This window comes from Haliscomenobacter sp. (assembly GCF_040403615.1).
In the GTDB taxonomy this organism is placed as follows: Bacteria; Bacteroidota; Bacteroidia; order Chitinophagales; family Saprospiraceae; genus Haliscomenobacter.
The window spans coordinates 38608-58171 of sequence record NZ_JBBAKG010000021.1 but is presented as its reverse complement, the minus strand read 5'-3'; the positions used below and the strand labels follow the sequence as shown (position 1 = coordinate 58171).

Annotated in this window: 14 protein-coding genes; 9 read left to right on the top strand and 5 right to left on the bottom strand. The window is 46.4% G+C overall.

Features of this window, described 5'->3' with window-relative positions; all coding sequences use genetic code 11:
• Window positions 1-75: 75 nt before the first annotated feature.
• Together ABW391_RS09070 and ABW391_RS09065 are read right to left on the bottom strand one after the other, a co-directional pair.
• Window positions 76-873: an SDR family NAD(P)-dependent oxidoreductase gene (locus ABW391_RS09070; RefSeq protein WP_353481531.1), complete on the bottom strand. Its 798-nt coding sequence runs from the start codon at window positions 871-873 to the stop codon at window positions 76-78.
• A gap of 2 nt (window positions 874-875) precedes the next feature.
• The gene (locus tag ABW391_RS09065; protein WP_353481530.1) at window positions 876-1877 is read right to left on the bottom strand and encodes a 3-hydroxybutyryl-CoA dehydrogenase; all 1002 of its coding nucleotides are present in this window, start codon (window positions 1875-1877) and stop codon (window positions 876-878) included.
• Window positions 1878-1915: 38 nt separating this feature from the next.
• Here ABW391_RS09065 and ABW391_RS09060 point away from each other — a divergent pair, with 38 nt between their 5' ends.
• Window positions 1916-2647 (top strand): hypothetical protein, encoded by a 732-nt coding sequence (locus ABW391_RS09060; protein WP_353481529.1) that lies wholly within the window; start codon window positions 1916-1918, stop codon window positions 2645-2647.
• 50 nt (window positions 2648-2697) lie between these two features.
• On the opposite strand, the gene ABW391_RS09055 is transcribed toward ABW391_RS09060, so the two are convergent.
• Entirely contained in the window at window positions 2698-4803 is a 2106-nt protein-coding gene (locus ABW391_RS09055; RefSeq protein WP_353481528.1) for a heavy metal translocating P-type ATPase, read from the bottom strand.
• Window positions 4804-4869: 66 nt separating this feature from the next.
• Window positions 4870-5613 carry a superoxide dismutase gene (locus ABW391_RS09050; protein ID WP_353481527.1) on the bottom strand — a complete coding sequence of 248 codons (744 nt, stop codon included), beginning with the start codon at window positions 5611-5613 and terminating at the stop codon, window positions 4870-4872.
• A gap of 268 nt (window positions 5614-5881) precedes the next feature.
• Between ABW391_RS09050 and ABW391_RS09045 the strand changes: the two genes are divergently transcribed.
• From ABW391_RS09045 to ABW391_RS09035, 3 genes are all read left to right on the top strand, one after another.
• Window positions 5882-6316, top strand: a complete 435-nt coding sequence (locus ABW391_RS09045) for a CBS domain-containing protein (protein WP_353481526.1) — start codon at window positions 5882-5884, stop codon at window positions 6314-6316.
• A gap of 120 nt (window positions 6317-6436) precedes the next feature.
• Window positions 6437-8938 (top strand): beta-helix domain-containing protein, encoded by a 2502-nt coding sequence (locus ABW391_RS09040; RefSeq protein WP_353481525.1) that lies wholly within the window; start codon window positions 6437-6439, stop codon window positions 8936-8938.
• A gap of 342 nt (window positions 8939-9280) precedes the next feature.
• Window positions 9281-10750 (top strand): acetyl-CoA carboxylase biotin carboxylase subunit, encoded by a 1470-nt coding sequence (locus ABW391_RS09035; protein ID WP_353481524.1) that lies wholly within the window; start codon window positions 9281-9283, stop codon window positions 10748-10750.
• Between the two features lie 373 nt (window positions 10751-11123).
• Here the strand turns inward: ABW391_RS09035 and ABW391_RS09030 are convergent, their stop codons facing one another.
• Window positions 11124-11669 (bottom strand): hypothetical protein, encoded by a 546-nt coding sequence (locus ABW391_RS09030; RefSeq protein ID WP_353481523.1) that lies wholly within the window; start codon window positions 11667-11669, stop codon window positions 11124-11126.
• 1014 nt (window positions 11670-12683) lie between these two features.
• Between ABW391_RS09030 and guaA the strand changes: the two genes are divergently transcribed.
• The 5 genes from guaA (at window position 12684) to ABW391_RS09005 (ending at window position 19481) form a co-directional block, all read left to right on the top strand.
• Window positions 12684-14222 carry a glutamine-hydrolyzing GMP synthase gene (gene guaA, locus ABW391_RS09025; protein WP_353481522.1) on the top strand — a complete coding sequence of 513 codons (1539 nt, stop codon included), beginning with the start codon at window positions 12684-12686 and terminating at the stop codon, window positions 14220-14222.
• Complete coding sequence (locus ABW391_RS09020) at window positions 14179-15792, top strand: ABC transporter substrate-binding protein (RefSeq protein ID WP_353481521.1); 1614 nt, start codon at window positions 14179-14181, stop codon at window positions 15790-15792. The genes guaA and ABW391_RS09020 overlap by 44 nt, the downstream gene beginning before the upstream one ends.
• Before the next feature lie 18 nt (window positions 15793-15810).
• Window positions 15811-16440: a TrmH family RNA methyltransferase gene (locus tag ABW391_RS09015; protein WP_353481520.1), complete on the top strand. Its 630-nt coding sequence runs from the start codon at window positions 15811-15813 to the stop codon at window positions 16438-16440.
• Window positions 16441-16516: 76 nt separating this feature from the next.
• Entirely contained in the window at window positions 16517-17134 is a 618-nt protein-coding gene (locus tag ABW391_RS09010; protein WP_353481519.1) for an L-threonylcarbamoyladenylate synthase, read from the top strand.
• A 28-nt stretch (window positions 17135-17162) separates the two neighbouring features.
• A complete protein-coding gene (locus ABW391_RS09005; RefSeq protein ID WP_353481518.1) occupies window positions 17163-19481 on the top strand; it encodes a TonB-dependent receptor in 2319 nt (772 codons plus the stop codon).
• Window positions 19482-19564: the final 83 nt, after the last annotated feature.

The following is a 19564-nucleotide window of genomic DNA, read 5'->3' as shown; positions in this document are numbered from 1 at the left end:
TGAATGACTTTTGTCAATAGAAAGAAGAAATACTCAATGGCACACTAGACTTTATGAAATAATTCGAGCAATAAATCAAGACTGCGTGTACCCCTTGATCACTTTTTCAAAAAGCCCCGCTGGAAGCAGTTTTTTCAAGGTAAGCGAGAGTTTCTGGTAAGTCTTGCCTACCGGGTAGATTTTTTTCAGCGTAGGCTTTTCCAGGATTTTGATGATCTCCGAGGCCATGAATTGCGCAGAAGATCCCTTGCTTACGCCATCGTTCATTTTTTGGGCTACTTTGGCAAAAACCTCCCCATATGCAGGATGATCGGCGGCGTATTCCATGATGCGGTGCGCCGTGATGGCCGTTTGAATGTCTCCGGCCTGAATGGCACAAGCCTGGATGCCAAACCGCCCCACCTCCAGGCGCAGGGATTCCGTGATGCGGTCTACCGAAGCCTTGGTGGCGCTGTACAGGGCCCGATAAGGCAAAGCCACTTCGGATGCAATCGAACTGATGTTGATGATTTTCCCTGACTCCGCTTTGCGCATGTGCGGCAAAACCGCTTGTGAGACCCGTACCAGGCCAAACACATTGGTATCAAATGCTTGTTGGATGCTTTCGATGGAAGTCACTTCCAATGGCCCGGCAATCCCAACTCCGGCATTGTTGATCAAGACATCGATTTGGCCTTGCTCGGCGATGATTTGAGCTACTGCCGCTTGTACGCTTGCGGCATCTTGCACATCCATTGCCAACAAGGTAAAGCGACTTTCTGCACCTGGCTTGCGGCTGGTTCCGTATACAGTATATCCTTTTTGTGCCAAAATAGTGGCCAATGCCTCTCCAAGTCCAGAAGATGCTCCGGTTACCAAAACTACTTTTTTCATGCTTAACGGGTGAAATGCTTTGCGGGAATCAATTCTTTTGAACCAGGTGTATACTGATAAAAACCTTCATTGCTCTTTACACCCAACTTGCCCGCAGTCACCATATTGACCAACAAGGGACAAGGGGCATATTTGGGTTGACCAAATCCGTCTTGCAATACTTTAAGGATCGACAAGCAGACGTCCAAGCCAATAAAATCAGCCAATTGCAATGGCCCCATAGGGTGCGCCATGCCCAATTTCATCACCGTATCGATCTCGGTCACGCCGGCAACTCCTTCGTACAAGGCATAAATCGCCTCGTTGATCATCGGCATCAAAATGCGGTTGGCCACAAATCCGGGGTAATCGTTGACTTCTACGGGTACTTTGCCCAAGGATTGGGATAGCTCCATGATGATGCGGGTCGTATCGTCGCTGGTGTCAAAACCGCGAATCACCTCCACCAGTTTCATTACAGGTACAGGATTCATGAAGTGCATCCCGATCACTTGCGCTGGGCGCTGGGTAGCTGCCGCAATTTGGGTGATGGAGATAGACGAGGTGTTGGTAGCCAGGATGGCAGCAGATGGGGCAAAGGCATCCAAATTTTTGAAAATCTGAAGCTTCAAGGCACTGTTTTCGGTAGCTGCTTCCACCACCAAATTGGCTTGGGCAACCCCTTGCTCTATGCTCGTAGCAGTATGGATATTCGCCAAGGTGCGGTCTTTGTCGGCAGGTTGGATGCTTTCCTTTTTGACCATGCGGTCCAGATTGGCGCCAATGGTGGCCAAGGCCTTTTCCAGAGCTTGCTCCGATACGTCAACCAAGGTAACCTGATGTCCATATTGAGCAAAAACATGAGCGATGCCATTTCCCATGGTACCTGCTCCAATCACACTGATGTTGTTCATTGCAATAAAATTAGCCGGGCTAAGGTACTGCGAACTCCTGCATTTTTCAACGTTGGTTTTGGAAAAGCCGGGATTTGTCGAATTTTTCAGCGGGGCTTTACGTAGGCACATAGTTTTGTCGATATAACCAAAAATAACAAACAACCCTAATGGAACTAAAATTTAAGCTAAATGGACTGGTAGGCTTACTCCTGGGATTGAGCCTTTTGGGATGCAACAATCTAAGTACTGAGAAAGCAGCCCGTGAAGCCGAAAAAGAAGAAGACGGCTTTCACCTGAGTATTTCGACCAAAGATGGCGATGTAAAAATTGATGCCTCCGGAAAAGGCAACAAAAAGAACGGCAAGGACAAAGGTGGTTTCCACCTGGACATTTCAAGCGATGAAGGCAAGACTGAATTCAACGGCAAGGACCTGGAAAAAACATTCGATGATTTCGAACTAAATTTTGATGGTTCAGGCAAAAAGCTGGATGCTAAGACATTACGCAACATGTTTCCTGACCGCATAGGATGGTTCAAAAGAACCGAATACAACTTCCAAAATGCCATGGGACTGGTATCCAACGCTGAAGTAGAATACACCAAGGGCAATCAAAAAGTAGCGGTAATTGTGATGGGCGGCGCAATTGGGAACATTGCTGGTTCATTCAGTGGGGTATTTGAAAACGAATTTGACATTGACGACGACAATGTGCGCCAAAAAACGGGCGAATGGAATGGCTTAAAATACGTGGAGGGCTACAATGAAGCCGAAAACCAAGCCTTCATGCACATGGTTCTCGACAACAAGGTCATGGTCATGGTGGCCGCAGAAAACATGTCAGAGTGGAACTTCAAGTGGTGGTGGAAAAGGATTGACTGGAAGAAGTTGGAAGAATAGGGCTGATTGTTTTTTGGACAATTACATATCAATCTACAAACGGATCAAATTCAGTTGATCCGTTTGTATTTCAGCCGAATGGCATTGCCAATCACCACCACGTCCGAAAAACCCATAAACAAGGCACCCCACATGGGATTCAAATAGCCCATGGCTGCCATCGGGATCGCAACGATGTTGTAAGCAAATGCCCAATACAAGCTTTGCTTGATGGTCAATACCGTATGGCTACAAATTGCCAAAGCAGTGGGCAATCGATCCAGGTTTCCGTTCAGTAGTACAATTTGAGCGGATTGAATAGCCGCCTGCGACGCATTGCTCAAGGAGACCCCAATGGTGGCTTTGGCCAATGCTGGCGCATCGTTGATGCCATCGCCCACCATGGCAGTAGGCGCTTGTTTGCTCAATTGCTCAATTTGAGTCAGTTTTTGCGCGGGTGTTTGGGCCGCAAAAAAATGGGTGATCCCCAGTGCATTAGCAACTATTGCCGTTTTGGCTTGTTTGTCTCCACTCAGAATGTAGGCTTCAACATTTTTAGATTTGAGGGCATCAATGCAAGCTTTGGCTTCTGGTTTGAGGGTATCGTTGAGGGTAAGCTCAGCGATTTGGAGGCCGTTTTTGCGCAGCAGCAAGGTTCCACTGCCATTTTCTGAAGCGCCAAATTCGTAGCTGTTGCCCGCTTCATCGTAGCCCGTCATTCCTTTTCCTTTTTCTTCCTCTACTCTGTTCAACATCGTTGGGCCCAATCTTTGCCCATTGAGGCTGATGCGGGGTTCCATTTCCAACACCAATGACTTGGCGATGGGATGCGAAGAATGGAGCTCCAGGTCATAAATGAGGTTGCATACCGTTGTTTCTTGCACCGTTGGGACGCAATCAATCTGCTCCACCACAAATTGCCCGGTAGTCAGGGTTCCCGTTTTATCAAAAACAATATTCCGGATGCTGGCAAATATCTCCAGGGTTTTACCTCCCTTCACCAAAATTCCGTTGCGCGCCAAGCGCCCTACCCCAACCATTACAGCCGTGGGTGTAGCCAGCCCCATCGCACATGGACAGGAAATGACCAGTACTGCAATGGCATTCATCAGGGCATTTTTAAAGGCTACGTCAAAAACAAAATAGCTCAACAAGAAGGTCAATACGGAGATACTGATGACGGCAGGAACAAAAATGGCGCTGATTTTATCTGCCAAACGCTGGATATCTGGCTTGTCTTGTTGGGCAGTTTTGATCAATTCGATCATTTGACCCAACACTGATTTTTTGCCAATGGCACTTACTTTCAATTGAAAATTGCCACTCAATACCAGCGATCCACCAATCACCTGATCGCCCAATTGTTTGTTGATGGGGAGGCTTTCTCCGGTTAGCAGCGACTCATCTATGCTGGCCTGCCCGATGAATATTTCGCCATCGGCGGGTACTTTATCGCCTTCATTTACCTGTAAAATATACCCAACCTGGATTTCAGGATAATGAATACCAACCACTGTTCCGGAAGGCATGACTCTGCGCGCATGCTCCACTTGTAATTCGGCCAGATCCGTGATGGCCGTGGTCGTTTGTGCTACAGCTCTTTTTTCGATCCAGTTGCCGAGCAAAACCAGGGTAAAAATGGTGGCGGAAGTCTCGTAAAAAATGTATTGCCGCTCGCCACTCAGTGTACCGACCAGGCTGTATACAAAGGCCGCAGTGCCTCCAATAAAAATGAGTACATCCATGTTTGGCACTCCATTGCGGATGGAACTCCAGGCACTTTTGCCAAAATGCCAAACCCCAATAAACAGCACGGGCAAACAAATCAAGAATTGCAGCCAGGCATTGTGTACAATAGGAAGATGGATGCCTACCGACATCAACAGATGCCCCAATAAAAGGGGAAGGGTAAAAATAGCAGCAATAAGCAATTTGCGTTCCAGCGTCCAAAAATCCTGCTTTTGCTCGGGTTCTACTACGGTATAGCCCAATTTTCGAATGCCACCTTTGGCCTCTTCAATGGTAAAATCTTCGCTTGCCAATCGAAACCGAACCTCTCTCGTTTGAAAATTGACGTATACATCTTCCAACCCCTTGCGCTCCAAATAGCGGGTGATGCCCGCCGCACAATTGGCGCAATCCATTCCCTCAACAGTCAATTCGATCAGTGGTTTCATTATTGGTTTGTGGTTTTGGTGTAGAGACGCGATGCATCGCGCCTCTACACTAGACAATATGTCAATTTAGGCCTTAGCCGCGTTGTATCTCTTTTCAACCTCAGCCCAATTCAGGACGTTCCAAAAGGCTTTGATGTAATCTGCTCTTTTGTTTTGGTATTTGAGGTAGTAGGCATGTTCCCATACATCAAGTGCCAGAACGGGTTTACCCAATGGTTTTTTAACAATTTTGCTCATCAAAGGGTTGTCCTGATTCGGAGTAGAACTGATGAAGAGTTCTCCTTTGCTGTTGACACTCAACCAGGCCCAACCTGATCCAAACCGACTGGTAGCTTCGGTGGTAAAGGCTTCTTTGAATTTGTCAAAGCTGCCAAATTTGGCAGTGATTGCAGCACCTACGTTACCCGAGGGTGTTCCGCCACCCTGTGGAGACAAAAGTGTCCAGAACAGGGTATGGTTGAAATGGCCACCACCATTGTTGCGGATAAGAGGATCCTTGCTGGTTACATTGGCAATAACCTGCTCAATGCTCATCGTCGCAAATGGGGTACCGACCACTGCTTTGTTCAGGTTCGTGACATAGGCGTTGTGGTGGCGGTCATGGTGGATTTCCATGGTCATTTTGTCAAAATGCGGCTCCAGCGCATCGGTGGCAAACGCCAATGCAGGAAGGGTAAAAGGGCCAGGTGTTTGGTCTTCTTCATTGAAGTCCATTTGCTCCAGTGGAGACTCCGCCCATAAATTACGGGGTTTAAACAGCGAGGCAGCTGTTACAAATAAACCCGTTCTTAGAAAGTTTCGCTTATTCATAGTTAGATCTTTTGATGGAAACAGTACCGATAGCACAGGAGTTCGTTTCCGTTGCTAAATATAAACAGCCTGCCTGTTTCATTCGATTTTTACTAAAAAATTCCCGGGAATAATTTTATGATGATTCAGTCTAAATCACATTAAAATTCAAGTTTTACTGTTTTTTCAAGAATTAATTTTGATAAAATAAAAATAATCGCTATTATTAGGAATCAATTTCGGCTAAATCAAAATTTAGTCTTTCCCTCAAATTTTAAATCGCTCCTTTATGCTGTCCGTACGCCGTTTACTAGATGACAAACACAATTACGCTGTTTGGAGTGTTCGCCCTGACGACATGGTAATTGATGCTTTAATGCTCATGACCAAAGAAAAAATTGGTTGTGTTTTGGTAATGGAAGGAGAACAGCTTATCGGCATTTTTTCGGAACGGGATTATGCGCGCAAAGGAATAATTGTGGGTAGAAAAGCCAAAAGCACGCCCGTTTCCGAAGTAATGACCCCCAGCGTTTTTACAGTTACCCCCCAAATGAGCATTGAGGATTGTATGACCTTGTTTTCTGACAAGCACATTCGCCACCTACCGGTTGTCGAAAACCACAAAGTTATCGGCATGCTCAGCATTGGCGACATTGTCACCGCGATCATCCATGCTCAAGATCAGCAAATTCGCCATCTGGAGGCCTATATTACGAGTCAGTAATGCTGTTTGTTCAGATTGTACGCCATGTTAAAGAAAGGTATTGAAAATTAAGTTTGAGGTATACCCACACTAGTTTCCCATACCTTTCTTTAACTTAGAGCCAGTTTAGCTCCATCTTTTATGAACCAATTTGGCCGGCTGCGTTACATTTACTTCCTATTGAAACACCAACAATGGGGAGAAGCAAAGGATTTGCTATCGCAAACGCCGCTACCTGATGTCATTGAACCCCATAAAACAGCTTTTATTGCAGCCTTTGCAGATACACCGCTCCAAAAGGATACCCTTGAGAAAGCTACATTGAATCTTACCAAAAGAATAAACACCATTTTAGATGCGGACTCACTTGATGAACACGACGCAGGGCGTACCTACGTTGCCCTTTATCAAATAAAACAATTGCACGATCTCATTGAGGAAAGCCACGCCCACCCTGCCGATCGCAAAAAAGCACTTTTCGCTTTAAAACTCTGGTCAAATACGCAACAATTTGAAGGTTACCGCGCTTGGGGGGTAATGCCTGGTCATACGGCACACCACGAATTTTTGCCTCATCGTTTTTGGGGATTGTACAACATTAGAACCCAGGCAGACAAACCCGTTTGGTTGAGTTGGGATGCCTGGGATCAAAAATTAGTGGTGGTCAAGGAACTGCGCCCAGGTTTAATGGATCCAGATAAATCCAATCGCATCAATTGGGAGTCTGAGATTTTCAATGATTTTCGAGATCTCCAGGATCGGCGAGTGCAAGGGGTGGTTCCGTTGATTGCCAATGGCAAAAATTGGTTTGCCGCCGCCCACGCTCAGATGGGATCATTACAATGGTGTTTTTTTGCACCTCCGCCTAAAGATGAACCAGGCAATGATCAGCTTTATCATTTCATTTATCCTGAAAACCCTTTTGAAACCCCAATAACGAGTCGAAATTGGAAAAAGGTCAGAAATTATTTCGTCAAATCTGCCAAAACCTTACACAATTTTCATCTACAAGGCATTGTACACCGAGACATCCACTCCGACAATCTGCTCGTCAATCACCTGGAAGATGAAAAAGACATGGAAGCCTGGATCTGCGATTTTGACCGCGCCCGCAACTACCAGGACATTTTCCTCCCCCGTCACCTCAATGTTCCAGCCGAGGGGGTATACATTCCTCCCGAACGACTGGAGAAACCTGTGGCCAATAGCTCACCCTTGCGCTTGAGTGCCTACTATGGTTTACCCGAAGGCGATGTGTACAGTTTGGCAGCCGTTCTGTGTGATGTTATTTTACAAAAACAGCATGAAAATGCCCACGATCGGTACGATGCCCTACAAAAAAGCAGGTTGATTCCCAGTTCTTTGCGGCAATTGTTACTGGAAGCCCTGCATGCCGAACCCAGGAATCGCCCCAATATGGGTATTTTTGCAGAAAGACTGGAAAAGATCAGTTGGCAAACCACCATGAGTGAAGTTCAAATTCCGTTAGCGGTGGCTGGCTTGATGCTGATCTTGATGGTGATTATGTATTTTATCATTTACGAAAGACCCAGCCTTGCTAGTGATTGCTCCCCTTATACCTGTTTGAGCGGAGAACTAAAGGGAGATGACTTGCAATTGGAACGCGACAAAATTTATTTGCTCAAAGGCATGGTTTTTGTCAAAACAGGAGTGCTGCACATAGAAGCCGGCACCAAAATCCTGGCCGATAGCGCAGCAACCTTAATCATCGGCAGCAATGCCCAAATTCAGGCTGTTGGAAATCCGGAGCAGCCCATCGTTTTCAGCAGCAGCAAACCCCAACCAAAGGCTGGAGATTGGGGAGGAATCGTAATTTTAGGAAAAGCCCCAGTGCAAGGAAAAAATTACCTCGAATTTTGCACCTATAGCCAACTGAAAAGCCAGCCTGAATTGTGCTATTTCGGCGGAAATGACCCTGAGCACTCTAGTGGGAAATTGCAATACATCCGCATCGAATACGCGGGTGATGTATTGGTAGAAAATCAGGAAACCAATGGATTGACCCTGGCCGGAGTAGGCAGAGGCACGGTGATCGATCACATTCTGGTATCTCATGTTAACGATGATTGCTTCGAGTTTTTTGGGGGTACATTTGCCGCACAATACCTGGTATGTATTGACGCAGAGGATGATGGATTTGACTGGGAATCCGGTTACGATGGGTTGCTCCGCAATTTATTGTACATAGCCGGAAAGCACCAGTACCGCAGTTTTGATGAAAAAGGGCGCTTTGCCCTGGAGGGAGGAGACGCCAGTGAAAAAAGAAAAGCCACTACCGGCCCCGAAATCAGCAACCTTACCGTGTATTTGGAACGAACGGATTCGGTGAATCTTTTACCCAAAGTTGCTTCCTGGAGCAACGATACCCGACCCTTTATCCACAATCTTTTGGCATTGGGTTATCCTCTGGAGCTTTGCCAGCGCCCCAGGTATTCGCAGGTGAAATCATGGTTGTTTTATCCCAAAGAGAGTCCAGCACTGCTGGAGCAATTTCAAAATGCATTTGTACCCAAGTCGAGAATTGTAAGCAACGACCTGTCCCGCAGCATCGCACCCTATTATGGGGCATTCCGCGATTCAAGCGCAAATTGGATAAAAGGAAAGTGGGGAAAAATCAAGTAAGGAATGGGCATAAAATAAAAAAGCTGCCCTCAAACGGACAGCCCCCAATAGAACACTGTAAAATACTGTAACACAAAAATAGAACAAGGATTCTAATTTGTCAAGCGTTTCTTATTAAGATTGTGTATTATTTACACAAAGATTAGCATATGAAAATTTACTAGATTAGATAAAACCTAGACAATCATTAAATTGAACCAATAAAGTCTTGAAAATATTTTTTTTAAAAACTGCCAAATTTCTCTCAACATCAAGTGTTGACAAGTATCATTTGGGATAAAAGGATATTTTTTTTAGTTTACACCCAATCAAATGATGCACACCCATATAAAGAACACCCGTATGAAAAAGATCCTCATAGCCAATCGGGGCGAAATTGCGTTGCGCGTGATGCGTACTGCTCGCAAGATGGGCATTCAAACTGTTGCTGTTTACTCGGAGGTTGACCGCAATGCCCCTCACGTACTTTTTGCAGATGAAGCAGTATTGTTGGGGCCTGCGCCTTCCAATCAATCCTATTTGAGGGGGGACAAAATCATCGAAATAGCCAAATCCCTGGGAGTAGATGGCATTCATCCTGGATATGGTTTTTTGAGCGAAAATGCAGTTTTTGCACAATCCGTCACCGATGCAGGCATGACCTTTATCGGCCCAACCCCTCACGCCATAGAAGTAATGGGCAGTAAGCTGGCCGCCAAAGAAACCGTCAAAGCCTACAACATCCCCATGGTACCCGGGGTAGACCATTCCGTGATTGATGTAGAAGAAGCAAAAACCATTGCCCAAACTGTTGGCTACCCGATCCTGATCAAAGCTTCGGCAGGCGGGGGTGGAAAAGGGATGCGGGTGGTGGAAAACGAAGCAGAACTAGCCGAACAAATGACTCGAGCGATTAGCGAAGCAACGTCCGCATTTGGGGACGGCTCGGTGTTCATCGAAAAATACGTCACCGAACCCCGCCACATTGAGATACAAGTTCTTGCCGATGCACACGACAATGTAGTTTACCTGTTTGAACGCGAATGCAGCATCCAACGGCGCCACCAAAAAGTGGTTGAAGAAGCGCCTTCAGCGGTTCTTACTCCTGAGATTCGCAAAGCCATGGGCGAAGCCGCGGTGAAAGTGGCCAGATCTTGTCACTATTTAGGAGCGGGTACCGTAGAGTTTTTGGTAGACGCCGAGCTCAATTTTTACTTTTTAGAAATGAACACCCGCTTGCAAGTTGAACACCCGGTCACCGAATTCATTACCGGACTGGATTTGGTGGAGCAACAGATCAAGATTGCACGTGGAGAAGCGTTGGCTTTTTCACAAGAAGACCTCCGTATCCATGGGCACGCCATCGAGTTGCGAGTTTGCGCCGAAGATCCCCTCAACAATTTCTTACCCAGCGTTGGAAAACTCGTCCGCTACCGTCGTCCAAGCGGCGACCATATCCGGGTAGATGATGGCATCGAAGAAGGCATGGAAGTACCTATTTATTACGACCCATTGCTGGCCAAACTAGCGGTTTGGGGAGTAACCCGCGAAGCAGCCATCAAACGCATGCTCGAAGCCATTCAGCTTTACCAAATTGAAGGAGTCGCCACTACCCTACCCTTTGGGCGCTTTGTTTGTCAGCATGAAGCGTTTATCAGTGGAAAATTCGATACAGGTTTTGTCAAAAACCATTATACCCCTGAAGGAATGCTGGCGCAACAAAAAGAAGAAGCCGAAGTAGCCGCTCGACTGGCCTTGGAGGTTTTGTACCACCACAAAAGGCAATTGGCCGTACCTGATCCGGGGGGAGTTGAGTGGTATACCAAGCGCTAAAGCAAAACCCTGCTATATTTTTCCATCTTTGCTTGTTGCGCTCAATGTAGGACATGATCTGGGCTTCGCGGCCACGTACGCGCGAGGCGATCTGGCTGATGTTGCCCGCTTTTTGGGCGGGGGCTGCCGTCAGACCTGAGATGCCGGTGAAGGGCTGGTCGTAGCGGATGTCCATGTAAAAGAGGTCGTTGGCATCGTTGTAAAACGTGCGGGCGGGCGAGGCCGGGTTGGGCATGGCGGGGGTGCACAGCGCCGGGGTGTTGACGGTGGCGCTGGTGTTCCAGCCGTTGATACTGCTGAGCCAGCCCTGGGCATTGTAGCTGAAGTCCACACTTTGCAGCCAGCCCCATACACCTGCCAGCTAGTGCGGTATCTATAAACATTTTTTGTGCTTTAAGTCATTGTAAATTTTATTATTAAACAATGAGTCTGGCTCCGAAAATGAAATTATTTCAAAGATTTTATCTCTGCTTCGCACACAAATTATTTGCATTTTTTTATTTTCGAAATTTAAAAAAATATTGACAACATAAGCATAATTATTATTAATTTTACTTTGCTTTTTCTTTATGTAAATCGAGTTATTTTGCCACATTTTAGCATGTGTATCTCCAACGTTTTTTATGTACTCTAAGGACTTTTTTTTACTTAAATTAGTTGGACAACTGAAATATTTAATACTTAATTTGTCAGATATATTCTTCACGTCAAACAGAGTTACCTTTCCTATTCCATCATAAACTGTTGTTTTATTAGGTATAGAATCAAGTATTTTATAGCAATCATCCAAAAAAAAATGCAATGTTTGGTTTTTGTTTTGTCCTTGAAGAAGTATGGGAAACAAAGACAGTAAACCCAAAATAAATTTAATAAGCATGGCTGTTGTTTTTAATTTACTGGCATTCAAAGGTTTTGTCAAATTCAGTTTGAGTAATATTAGTCCCGACATAAAATTCACAAATCAGCTATATCTAGCCAAGTGAAGATTTTTGCGAATAATTTAGTCAAACCCTAATCCTCAAAGTTCGTCCTCACATAACTTCAATCGATGAGGTATGAAAAAAACGGAAATGGTTACAAAAGCTTTTGGACCCTTCGAAAATTAGCTTATTTGAAATGTCATGATTTAAATTGTTTGAAGATTAACATAACATTCTTCAAAACTTCACACTCATCTTTCAATTCATCATTCATTAGCCTGTTACATAGAATGCACGCATACTACCATTACAACCAACAAGAATCTATGGCTATTTTTTATCACTAGGTCGATTTCGGGCAACTTCCGCTGCAATTTCACCAAGTCGATTCCATTTATTCAGGTAGTTGGTAGTAAAATTCATCCCACTTTCACCTTCCACCTGCTGGCACAAGTCTTTCCCCACATCTCAGTTCCAAACACCCGAAGCAACGCTGGTACGGCGTCTCATGACCCGTACCATTATTTTCGCGTCTCTTAAGCTTAAGCCATGCACACTACTCCTAAAAATACACCATTTTAGGCTTTCTTTAGCGTAGCAATTTATGCTTTTTCTTCAATCTGAACCTTTCTTGCCATTTGATGCTTGAATCTCACCTTGGCTTTTACAACGTGCATACTCCTGCGTCAGATACGCGGAAATAATCAGTTCAAGTCTGAAGACATTGAACCAGCAGTCCGCTGCTGGGCAAGACTTGCACCAGCGGGTGAAGGGCTGGTCGTAGCGGGGTAGATTAAATTAATACACTCATTTCCATACGGTTACACACGTCTGAAGACGTGCGGATAATGGTACGGGGCTGGAAACCCGTACCAGCGGTAGCGCTATGTTTTACGTTGATTTTGAAAGACCTGGACTAGCGGGTGGAACAATAATACTGACATGCGGGTTCTTTTCCATTCTTTTCTGAAAATAAGCAACATCTTTTGAATGCAACTTTTTATTTTTGCGCGATGGAAAAGATCCTCATTCTCGATTTTGGCTCACAGTACACCCAATTGATTGCCCGACGCATCCGGGAATTGAACGTGTATAGCGAAATAGTGCCCTTCAATAAGGCACCACAACTTGATGACAGTTACAAAGGGGTAATCCTCTCGGGCAGCCCTTTCTCGGTGACCGACGAAAATGCCCTTAAAATAGACCTGCAACCCATTATTGGCAAATTACCCGTGCTGGGCGTATGCTATGGCGCTCAATACATTGCTCAATATTACGGCGGCCAAGTACAACGTTCAGAAAAAAGAGAGTACGGCAAGGCCAATTTGCACCGCATTTATCAGCAAGATCCATTGTTGGAAGATATTCAAATTGATGCACAGGTATGGATGTCGCACGGCGATACCATTATGCGGATTCCTGAGCAATTTGAGCTACTGGCGGGTACCGAAAGTGTAGATGTTGCTGCCTTCAAATCCAAAGACGGGGCTTTTGGTGCTCCAGTTTACTGCATTCAATTCCACCCAGAAGTGACCCATACCCTGGATGGGGCAACCTTGCTGCGCAATTTTGTGGTCAATATCGCCGGATGCAGTGGCGCATGGACGCCAAGATCTTTTGCAGAGCACAGCGTGGCTGAACTCAAAGAAAAGATCGGCGACGAAAAAGTGTTGATGGCCCTTTCCGGTGGCGTTGATTCAACAGTTGCTGCCACCCTGCTCTCACGCGCCATTGGAGACAACCTAACCTGTTTTTTTGTAGACAATGGCTTGCTGCGCAAAGGGGAATACGACCAGGTCTTAGACTCTTACGAACACCTTGGCTTGAATGTTCACGGCATTGATGCCAAGGAGCATTTTTACGAAGAGTTAAAAGGCGTGACCAATCCTGAAGCCAAGCGCAAAATCATTGGCCGGCTTTTCATTGAAGTATTTGAAGCAGAAGCGGCAAAATATGCTGGCGTGAAATGGCTGGGACAAGGCACGATTTATCCCGATGTGATTGAATCCATTTCCGTACACGGCCCATCGGTTACCATCAAATCACACCATAACGTAGGCGGTTTACCAGATAAGATGGGGTTGAAAATTGTGGAACCCCTGCGGATGTTGTTCAAAGACGAAGTACGGCGGGTAGGTGCTGAACTCGAAATCCCCGTAAACATCCTCCAACGTCACCCTTTCCCCGGCCCAGGCCTGGGTATTCGGATCCTTGGCGAGGTCAATGCAGAAAAAGTTAAGCTCCTACAGGAAGCAGATGCCATTTATATCGATAACCTGCGTAAATTTGGTCTGTATGATCAAGTTTGGCAAGCGGGTACGATCTTGTTGCCCATCCAGTCGGTAGGCGTAATGGGAGACGAACGCACCTACGAACAAGCAGTTGCACTGCGCGCAGTTAATTCAGTAGACGGTATGACTGCCGAATGGAGTCACCTGCCTTATGAATTTCTGGCTAAAGTGTCGAGTGAAATCATCAACAATGTTAAAGGCATCAATCGGGTTGTTTATGATATCAGTACAAAGCCACCAGCAACTATTGAGTGGGAATAACCTTCCATTCTCTTGTCAATCACGTGCATTTGGCCGCACCTCAACGTTCAAACTTATGGGTTTCTTGTTGGCTGTATCGCTAATGGGGTGTAGTATGTTTAAACCGGTTTCAACAACGGGTTCTACAACTGCGCCTGCCGAAGTACCCCGCGAATATGGGGCAAAACCCAATCAAAACAATCCTGCTCCAGCAACTGGCAAAACGGTATACGATCCAATCAAAAGAGCTTGGGTCGTAATCCCCAACAATCCACAGGAAAAAATCGATACCATCCGCTGGAAAGATGGGAATGGCAGTACCGCACCCATTGCTTCCGACACCAAAAAATTGCCCGTTCCCAATACTGGCCGAGGAGCAGTTCCAAGTGTGCCTGGGGTGCCATCTTCTATCGTACCCAATGCCAGTTCTCCCGTAAACCAACCCGGGCAATACCACAACCTTCCAGCCTACAATATTGCTGTATTGTTGCCCTTCATGAGCGGCCTAGCCAGTTCTTCGGTAGCCAATAATTCAGTAAGCGAATGGGCCTTGCAGTATTATGGCGGATTAAAAATGGCACTGAGCGCCCTGAATCTCGAAGGCATTCCCTTGAATGTAAGTGTATTGGATACCAAGGCGGACACGAATGAGGTGTTCCGCCTGTTGCGCCAGCCAGATATTCAAAATGCCCACTTGCTGATCGGCCCTTACCGCCGAGACAACATCAAGATCGTTGCAGAGTTTGCCAAGCGCAACAACAAACCGATGGTTTCGTCCTTTAGCGCGGTAGGCACGCTCACCCAAGACAATCCCAACTACTTCCAGATGAATCCGAGTCTGGAATCGCATTGCCAGGGATTGTTGAATCATGCCTTGAGTGAATTCCGTCCGGATGAAATCGTAGTGGTTACCCGCAATGTCCCTGGAGAACAGAATTGCCTGGAGTACATGCGCAAAGCGTATGCACCCAAACTGGCCATGGGCAATCCCGCTTTTTTGGAATATCCATTATCTGGTGACGACAAAACCTACGGCACCATCAACTTACGTCCTTACATTCAAAACAAAGCCCAGGCCGCGATTATCGTGCCTTCATGGGCTGATGAAACTTACATCTTTTACCTGTTGCGGGCGGTAAAAGCCGCCAAAAGTAGCGGTCAAAAAGTAGTGGTATACGGCATGCCTCAATGGGTGGACTTTGAACACATGGAATTTGAGTTGTATGAGCAGTGCCAGGTGCGGGTCAGTCAGGTTGCCTACATCGACGAGCAATCACCAGAGGTATTGAGCTTTAAAAAAGAGTTTTTTGCCCGCTACGCTGCCTTGCCCAAACCAGAAGCGTTTGCAGGCTATGACCAAATGATCTATTTTGGCCGCATGCTGGCCAATTTTGGCCCCAACCTTCGCGACAACCTGGAACGCAACCCAGGAAAAGGACTGCACACCGGATTTGTGTTTACCCGCATGGTCAACAATGCACCATTCAGCAACGAACAGTATGCACCAACCCAGCGCTACGAAAATCAATTTGTACACATTTTGGAGTTTTCGGGCTTCCAATTCAAGCCCTTGCCTCCCATCCAGCGCTAGAAAATTTTGATGAAAAAGATGGAGACATCTCGCGTACAAAAAATCCATCAACTGGTACAAAACCGTCAGTTTGATTTGACGGTAATCCTTGAAAACGTGGATGATCCGCACAATGTCGGTGCGGTATTGCGATCCTGTGATTCCGTTGGCATCCGCGAGGTATTTGTGTTGTATACCCGCCCGGGATTGCAAAACCACAAACTCGAATTGGGCAAGCGCAGTTCGGCGGGTTCCCGCAAATGGATCGACGTGTACCTTTACCGAGATGTGGAAGCTTGTATGGAGCATGTACGCCGGAATTATGCTCAGGTGTATGCCACCCATTTGGCCCACGACGCCAAATCCTTGTACGAACTTAACCTGGCCCAGTCGGCAGCACTGCTCTTTGGCAACGAAGCGGATGGCCTCTCAGAATTGGCGCTTAGCCATGCGGATGGCAATTTCATCATCCCCCAAATGGGCATGGCGCAAAGTTTGAATGTATCGGTGGCTTGTGCCGTTTCCTTGTACGAGGCTTTTCGACAAAGAAACAACCTTGGTTGGTACGGTGCAGGAAATCCCGCCAGTAGCGAACAACAATCCAACTTGCTGGAGGATTACAATCGCAGACAAGATGATGCCGAAGAAGCATGGAAAATGACCAAGTAGCACTTTTCCCTTCCTCCTCGAGCTTCTTGTTTGAATACTTTTGCAGAAAACCGCTATCTTGGGCAAAAAGAAGCCTATGCTGCTGCGAATCAACGCCGACAATCCGGAAGGGCGTAAAATCAATCAAGTTATTGAGAAACTCAATGAGGGTGGCATCATTATTTATCCCACTGATACCGTTTATGGCCTGGGTTGCGACATCAACAACCAGGCTGCAGTGGAAAAAATATGCCGTTTGCGCCGTCTCGACCCCAAAGATGCCATGCTGGCCATCATCTGCAAGGACATCAGCCAGGTGCAAGAATACACCCACCAGATCGATAATCCTACGTTTAAACTACTCAAACGCAACCTCCCCGGAGCGTTCACCTTCATTTTGCCCGCGGCGGGAGATGTACCCAAGATGTTTCGCAACCGCAAAAAAACCATCGGCATTCGCATCCCCGACCACAACATTCCCCTCCAACTCGTAGAAGGATTGGGGCGCCCCATCTTGACCACTTCACTCAAATCCGACGATGAAATTCTGGAATACTTCACTGATCCTGAGTTGATTTACGAGGATTTTCAAAAGCTGGTGGACATTGTGATCGACAGTGGAAACGGTGGAAACACTCCTTCAACCGTGGTAGATTGTACCCAGGAAAAACCCGTAGTGTTGCGCTTAGGTGCAGGAATGCTAGAGTTTTCCTAAGTAGTTCTTTCCCAGACAAAAAATAAACATGAGAATATTGTTGTTGCTGCCCTTACTGCTATTGGGCAACTGGCTGCAAGCCCAAAATGCAACCCTCCGGGGCAATGTTTACGATGAAGAGACGGGGAATCCAATTGGGTTCGCCAGCGTCAGCATCCAAAACAACCCTGGTCAGGGCGCCATTACGGATGCCAATGGATTTTTTAGTATTTCCAATCTTGTTCCTGGAAAATACCAGGTATCGGTGGCTTACCTAGGGTACGAAACAGCAGTTTTTGAGCGGGAACTGAGCGCTGGAAACATCTCTTACCAGCGTTTTTTGCTCAAAGCTGCTCCAATTCAACTGGAAGGGATCGACATCTCAGGGCGGCGTGCCCAGGCTCGAACCCAAATTCAAATTTCCAAATTATCGGCATCTGCCAAACAGATTCAGAGTACTCCTTCTATTGGTGGAGAAGCCGACGTGGCGCAATACTTAACTGTGCTGCCGGGAGTGGTGAGTTCTGGCGACCAAGGCGGTCAGTTGTTCATTCGAGGTGGCTCACCCGTGCAAAACAAGATGCTACTGGATGGCATGATCATTTACAATCCTTTTCACTCCATCGGCTTGTTTTCGGTTTTTGAAACCGAAACCATCCGCAACATGGATGTGTATACGGGTGGTTACAACGCCGAATACGGAGGCCGCATCTCTGCCGTAGTGGACATCAAAACCCGCGAAGGCAACCGTAAACGCCTGGGTGGCCTGGTTTCCGCCAGTCCCTTTCAGGCCAAAGCCTTGATTGAAGGGCCCATCAAACCGTTAAAAAATGAAAATGGCAGCAGCATTTCTTTCCTGTTCACAGGCAAACATGCGCTGATCGATCAGACTTCCCGCTCCTTGTACAGCTATGCCATTGACAGCAATTATTATGCTTTTGCCAAAAACGACACCAGTTTGAGCATTGCCAACAATTTGCCCTTTCAGTACACGGACTTGTATGGCAAATTGTCTTTCAATGCCGAAAATGGCAGCAAACTGGATGTATTCGGCTTCAATTTTACAGATCAGTTTAATTTTGCCGGCCTGGCCAAACTGAATTGGACTTCCACCGGAGGGGGTGGCAATTTCACCTTGATTCCCAACAATTCCAATGTAGTACTCAACGGCACGGTGGGTTTTAGCAATTACAACATCAGTTTGGCGGAAAAAAATGGTGGCCCACGTCAAAGCGGTATCACCACTTACAATGCCAACCTGAATTTCACCTACTACGGCCACCGCAATCAATTGAATTACGGATTTGAATTTGTGGGCTTCAATACAGATTTCCGCTTTAGAAACCTGGTGGGCTTGTCTTTTGCGCAGCAAGATTTTACCAGCGAATTGGCAGGCTATGTCAAATTCAGGCAAGAAATCAAAAACCTGGTGATTGAACCCGGATTTCGGGCGCATTATTATGCCTCCCAATCCAAAATGTCGCTGGAGCCTCGCCTGGGGTTAAAGTACAACGCTACCAATTTTTTGCGCTTCAAAGCAGCCGGTGGCGTATACGCCCAGAACCTGGTCAGTACCGTCAATGACCTGGATGTGGTGAATTTCTTTGTGGGATTTTTGGCCGGGCCCGAAGAGAGTTTGTTCAAACCCAATTCGCGTACCCCGGTTGACCACCGCTTGCAAAAAGCCTGGCATGCTGTAGCGGGTTTCGAACTAGATTTGGGAAAATACCTGGAACTGAACGTAGAACCTTACTGGAAACAATTCATCCAGCTCATCAACATCAACCGCAACAAACTCAGTGCTCAGGATCCCAATTACGTGACCGAAACTGGTGAAGCATATGGGGTAGACTTTACGCTGCGCTACAGTCGGGGCAATTTGTATTGCTGGGGCACGTATTCGTATGCCAAGGTCAATCGCGACAATGGCGTACAAGTGTACAATCCCGTTTTCGACCGGAGGCACAACATCAACCTGCTGTCCACTTTGCGTTTTGGGCTCAACAAGCAATGGGAAGCAAGCGCTCGTTGGAACATTGGTTCGGGCTTTCCATTCACGCAAACCCGAGGATTTTACGAAAACAATCCCTATACAAAATTATTACAAACCAATGTTTTGGGCGGAAATGCCCCCTTGGGTGTTCTTTTGTCTGATCAAATCAATGGGGGGCGTTTGTCCTGGTACCACCGTTTGGACGCTTCTTTGAAATACCTGATTAAATTTTCGCGCTACTCTTCCCTTGAGTTGACGGCCAGCGTAACCAATGTGTACAACCGCGAAAATGTATTTTATGTGGATCGGATTACCAATCGGAGAGTAAATCAATTGCCAGTATTGCCGAGTTTGGCCATGGCATTGCGGTTTTAAAGAAAAATTGGGGTTCACGCAGATTTTACGCAGATTTTCGAAGATAATTCTTTGTGAATTCCGCGAAAATCTGCGAACCAATC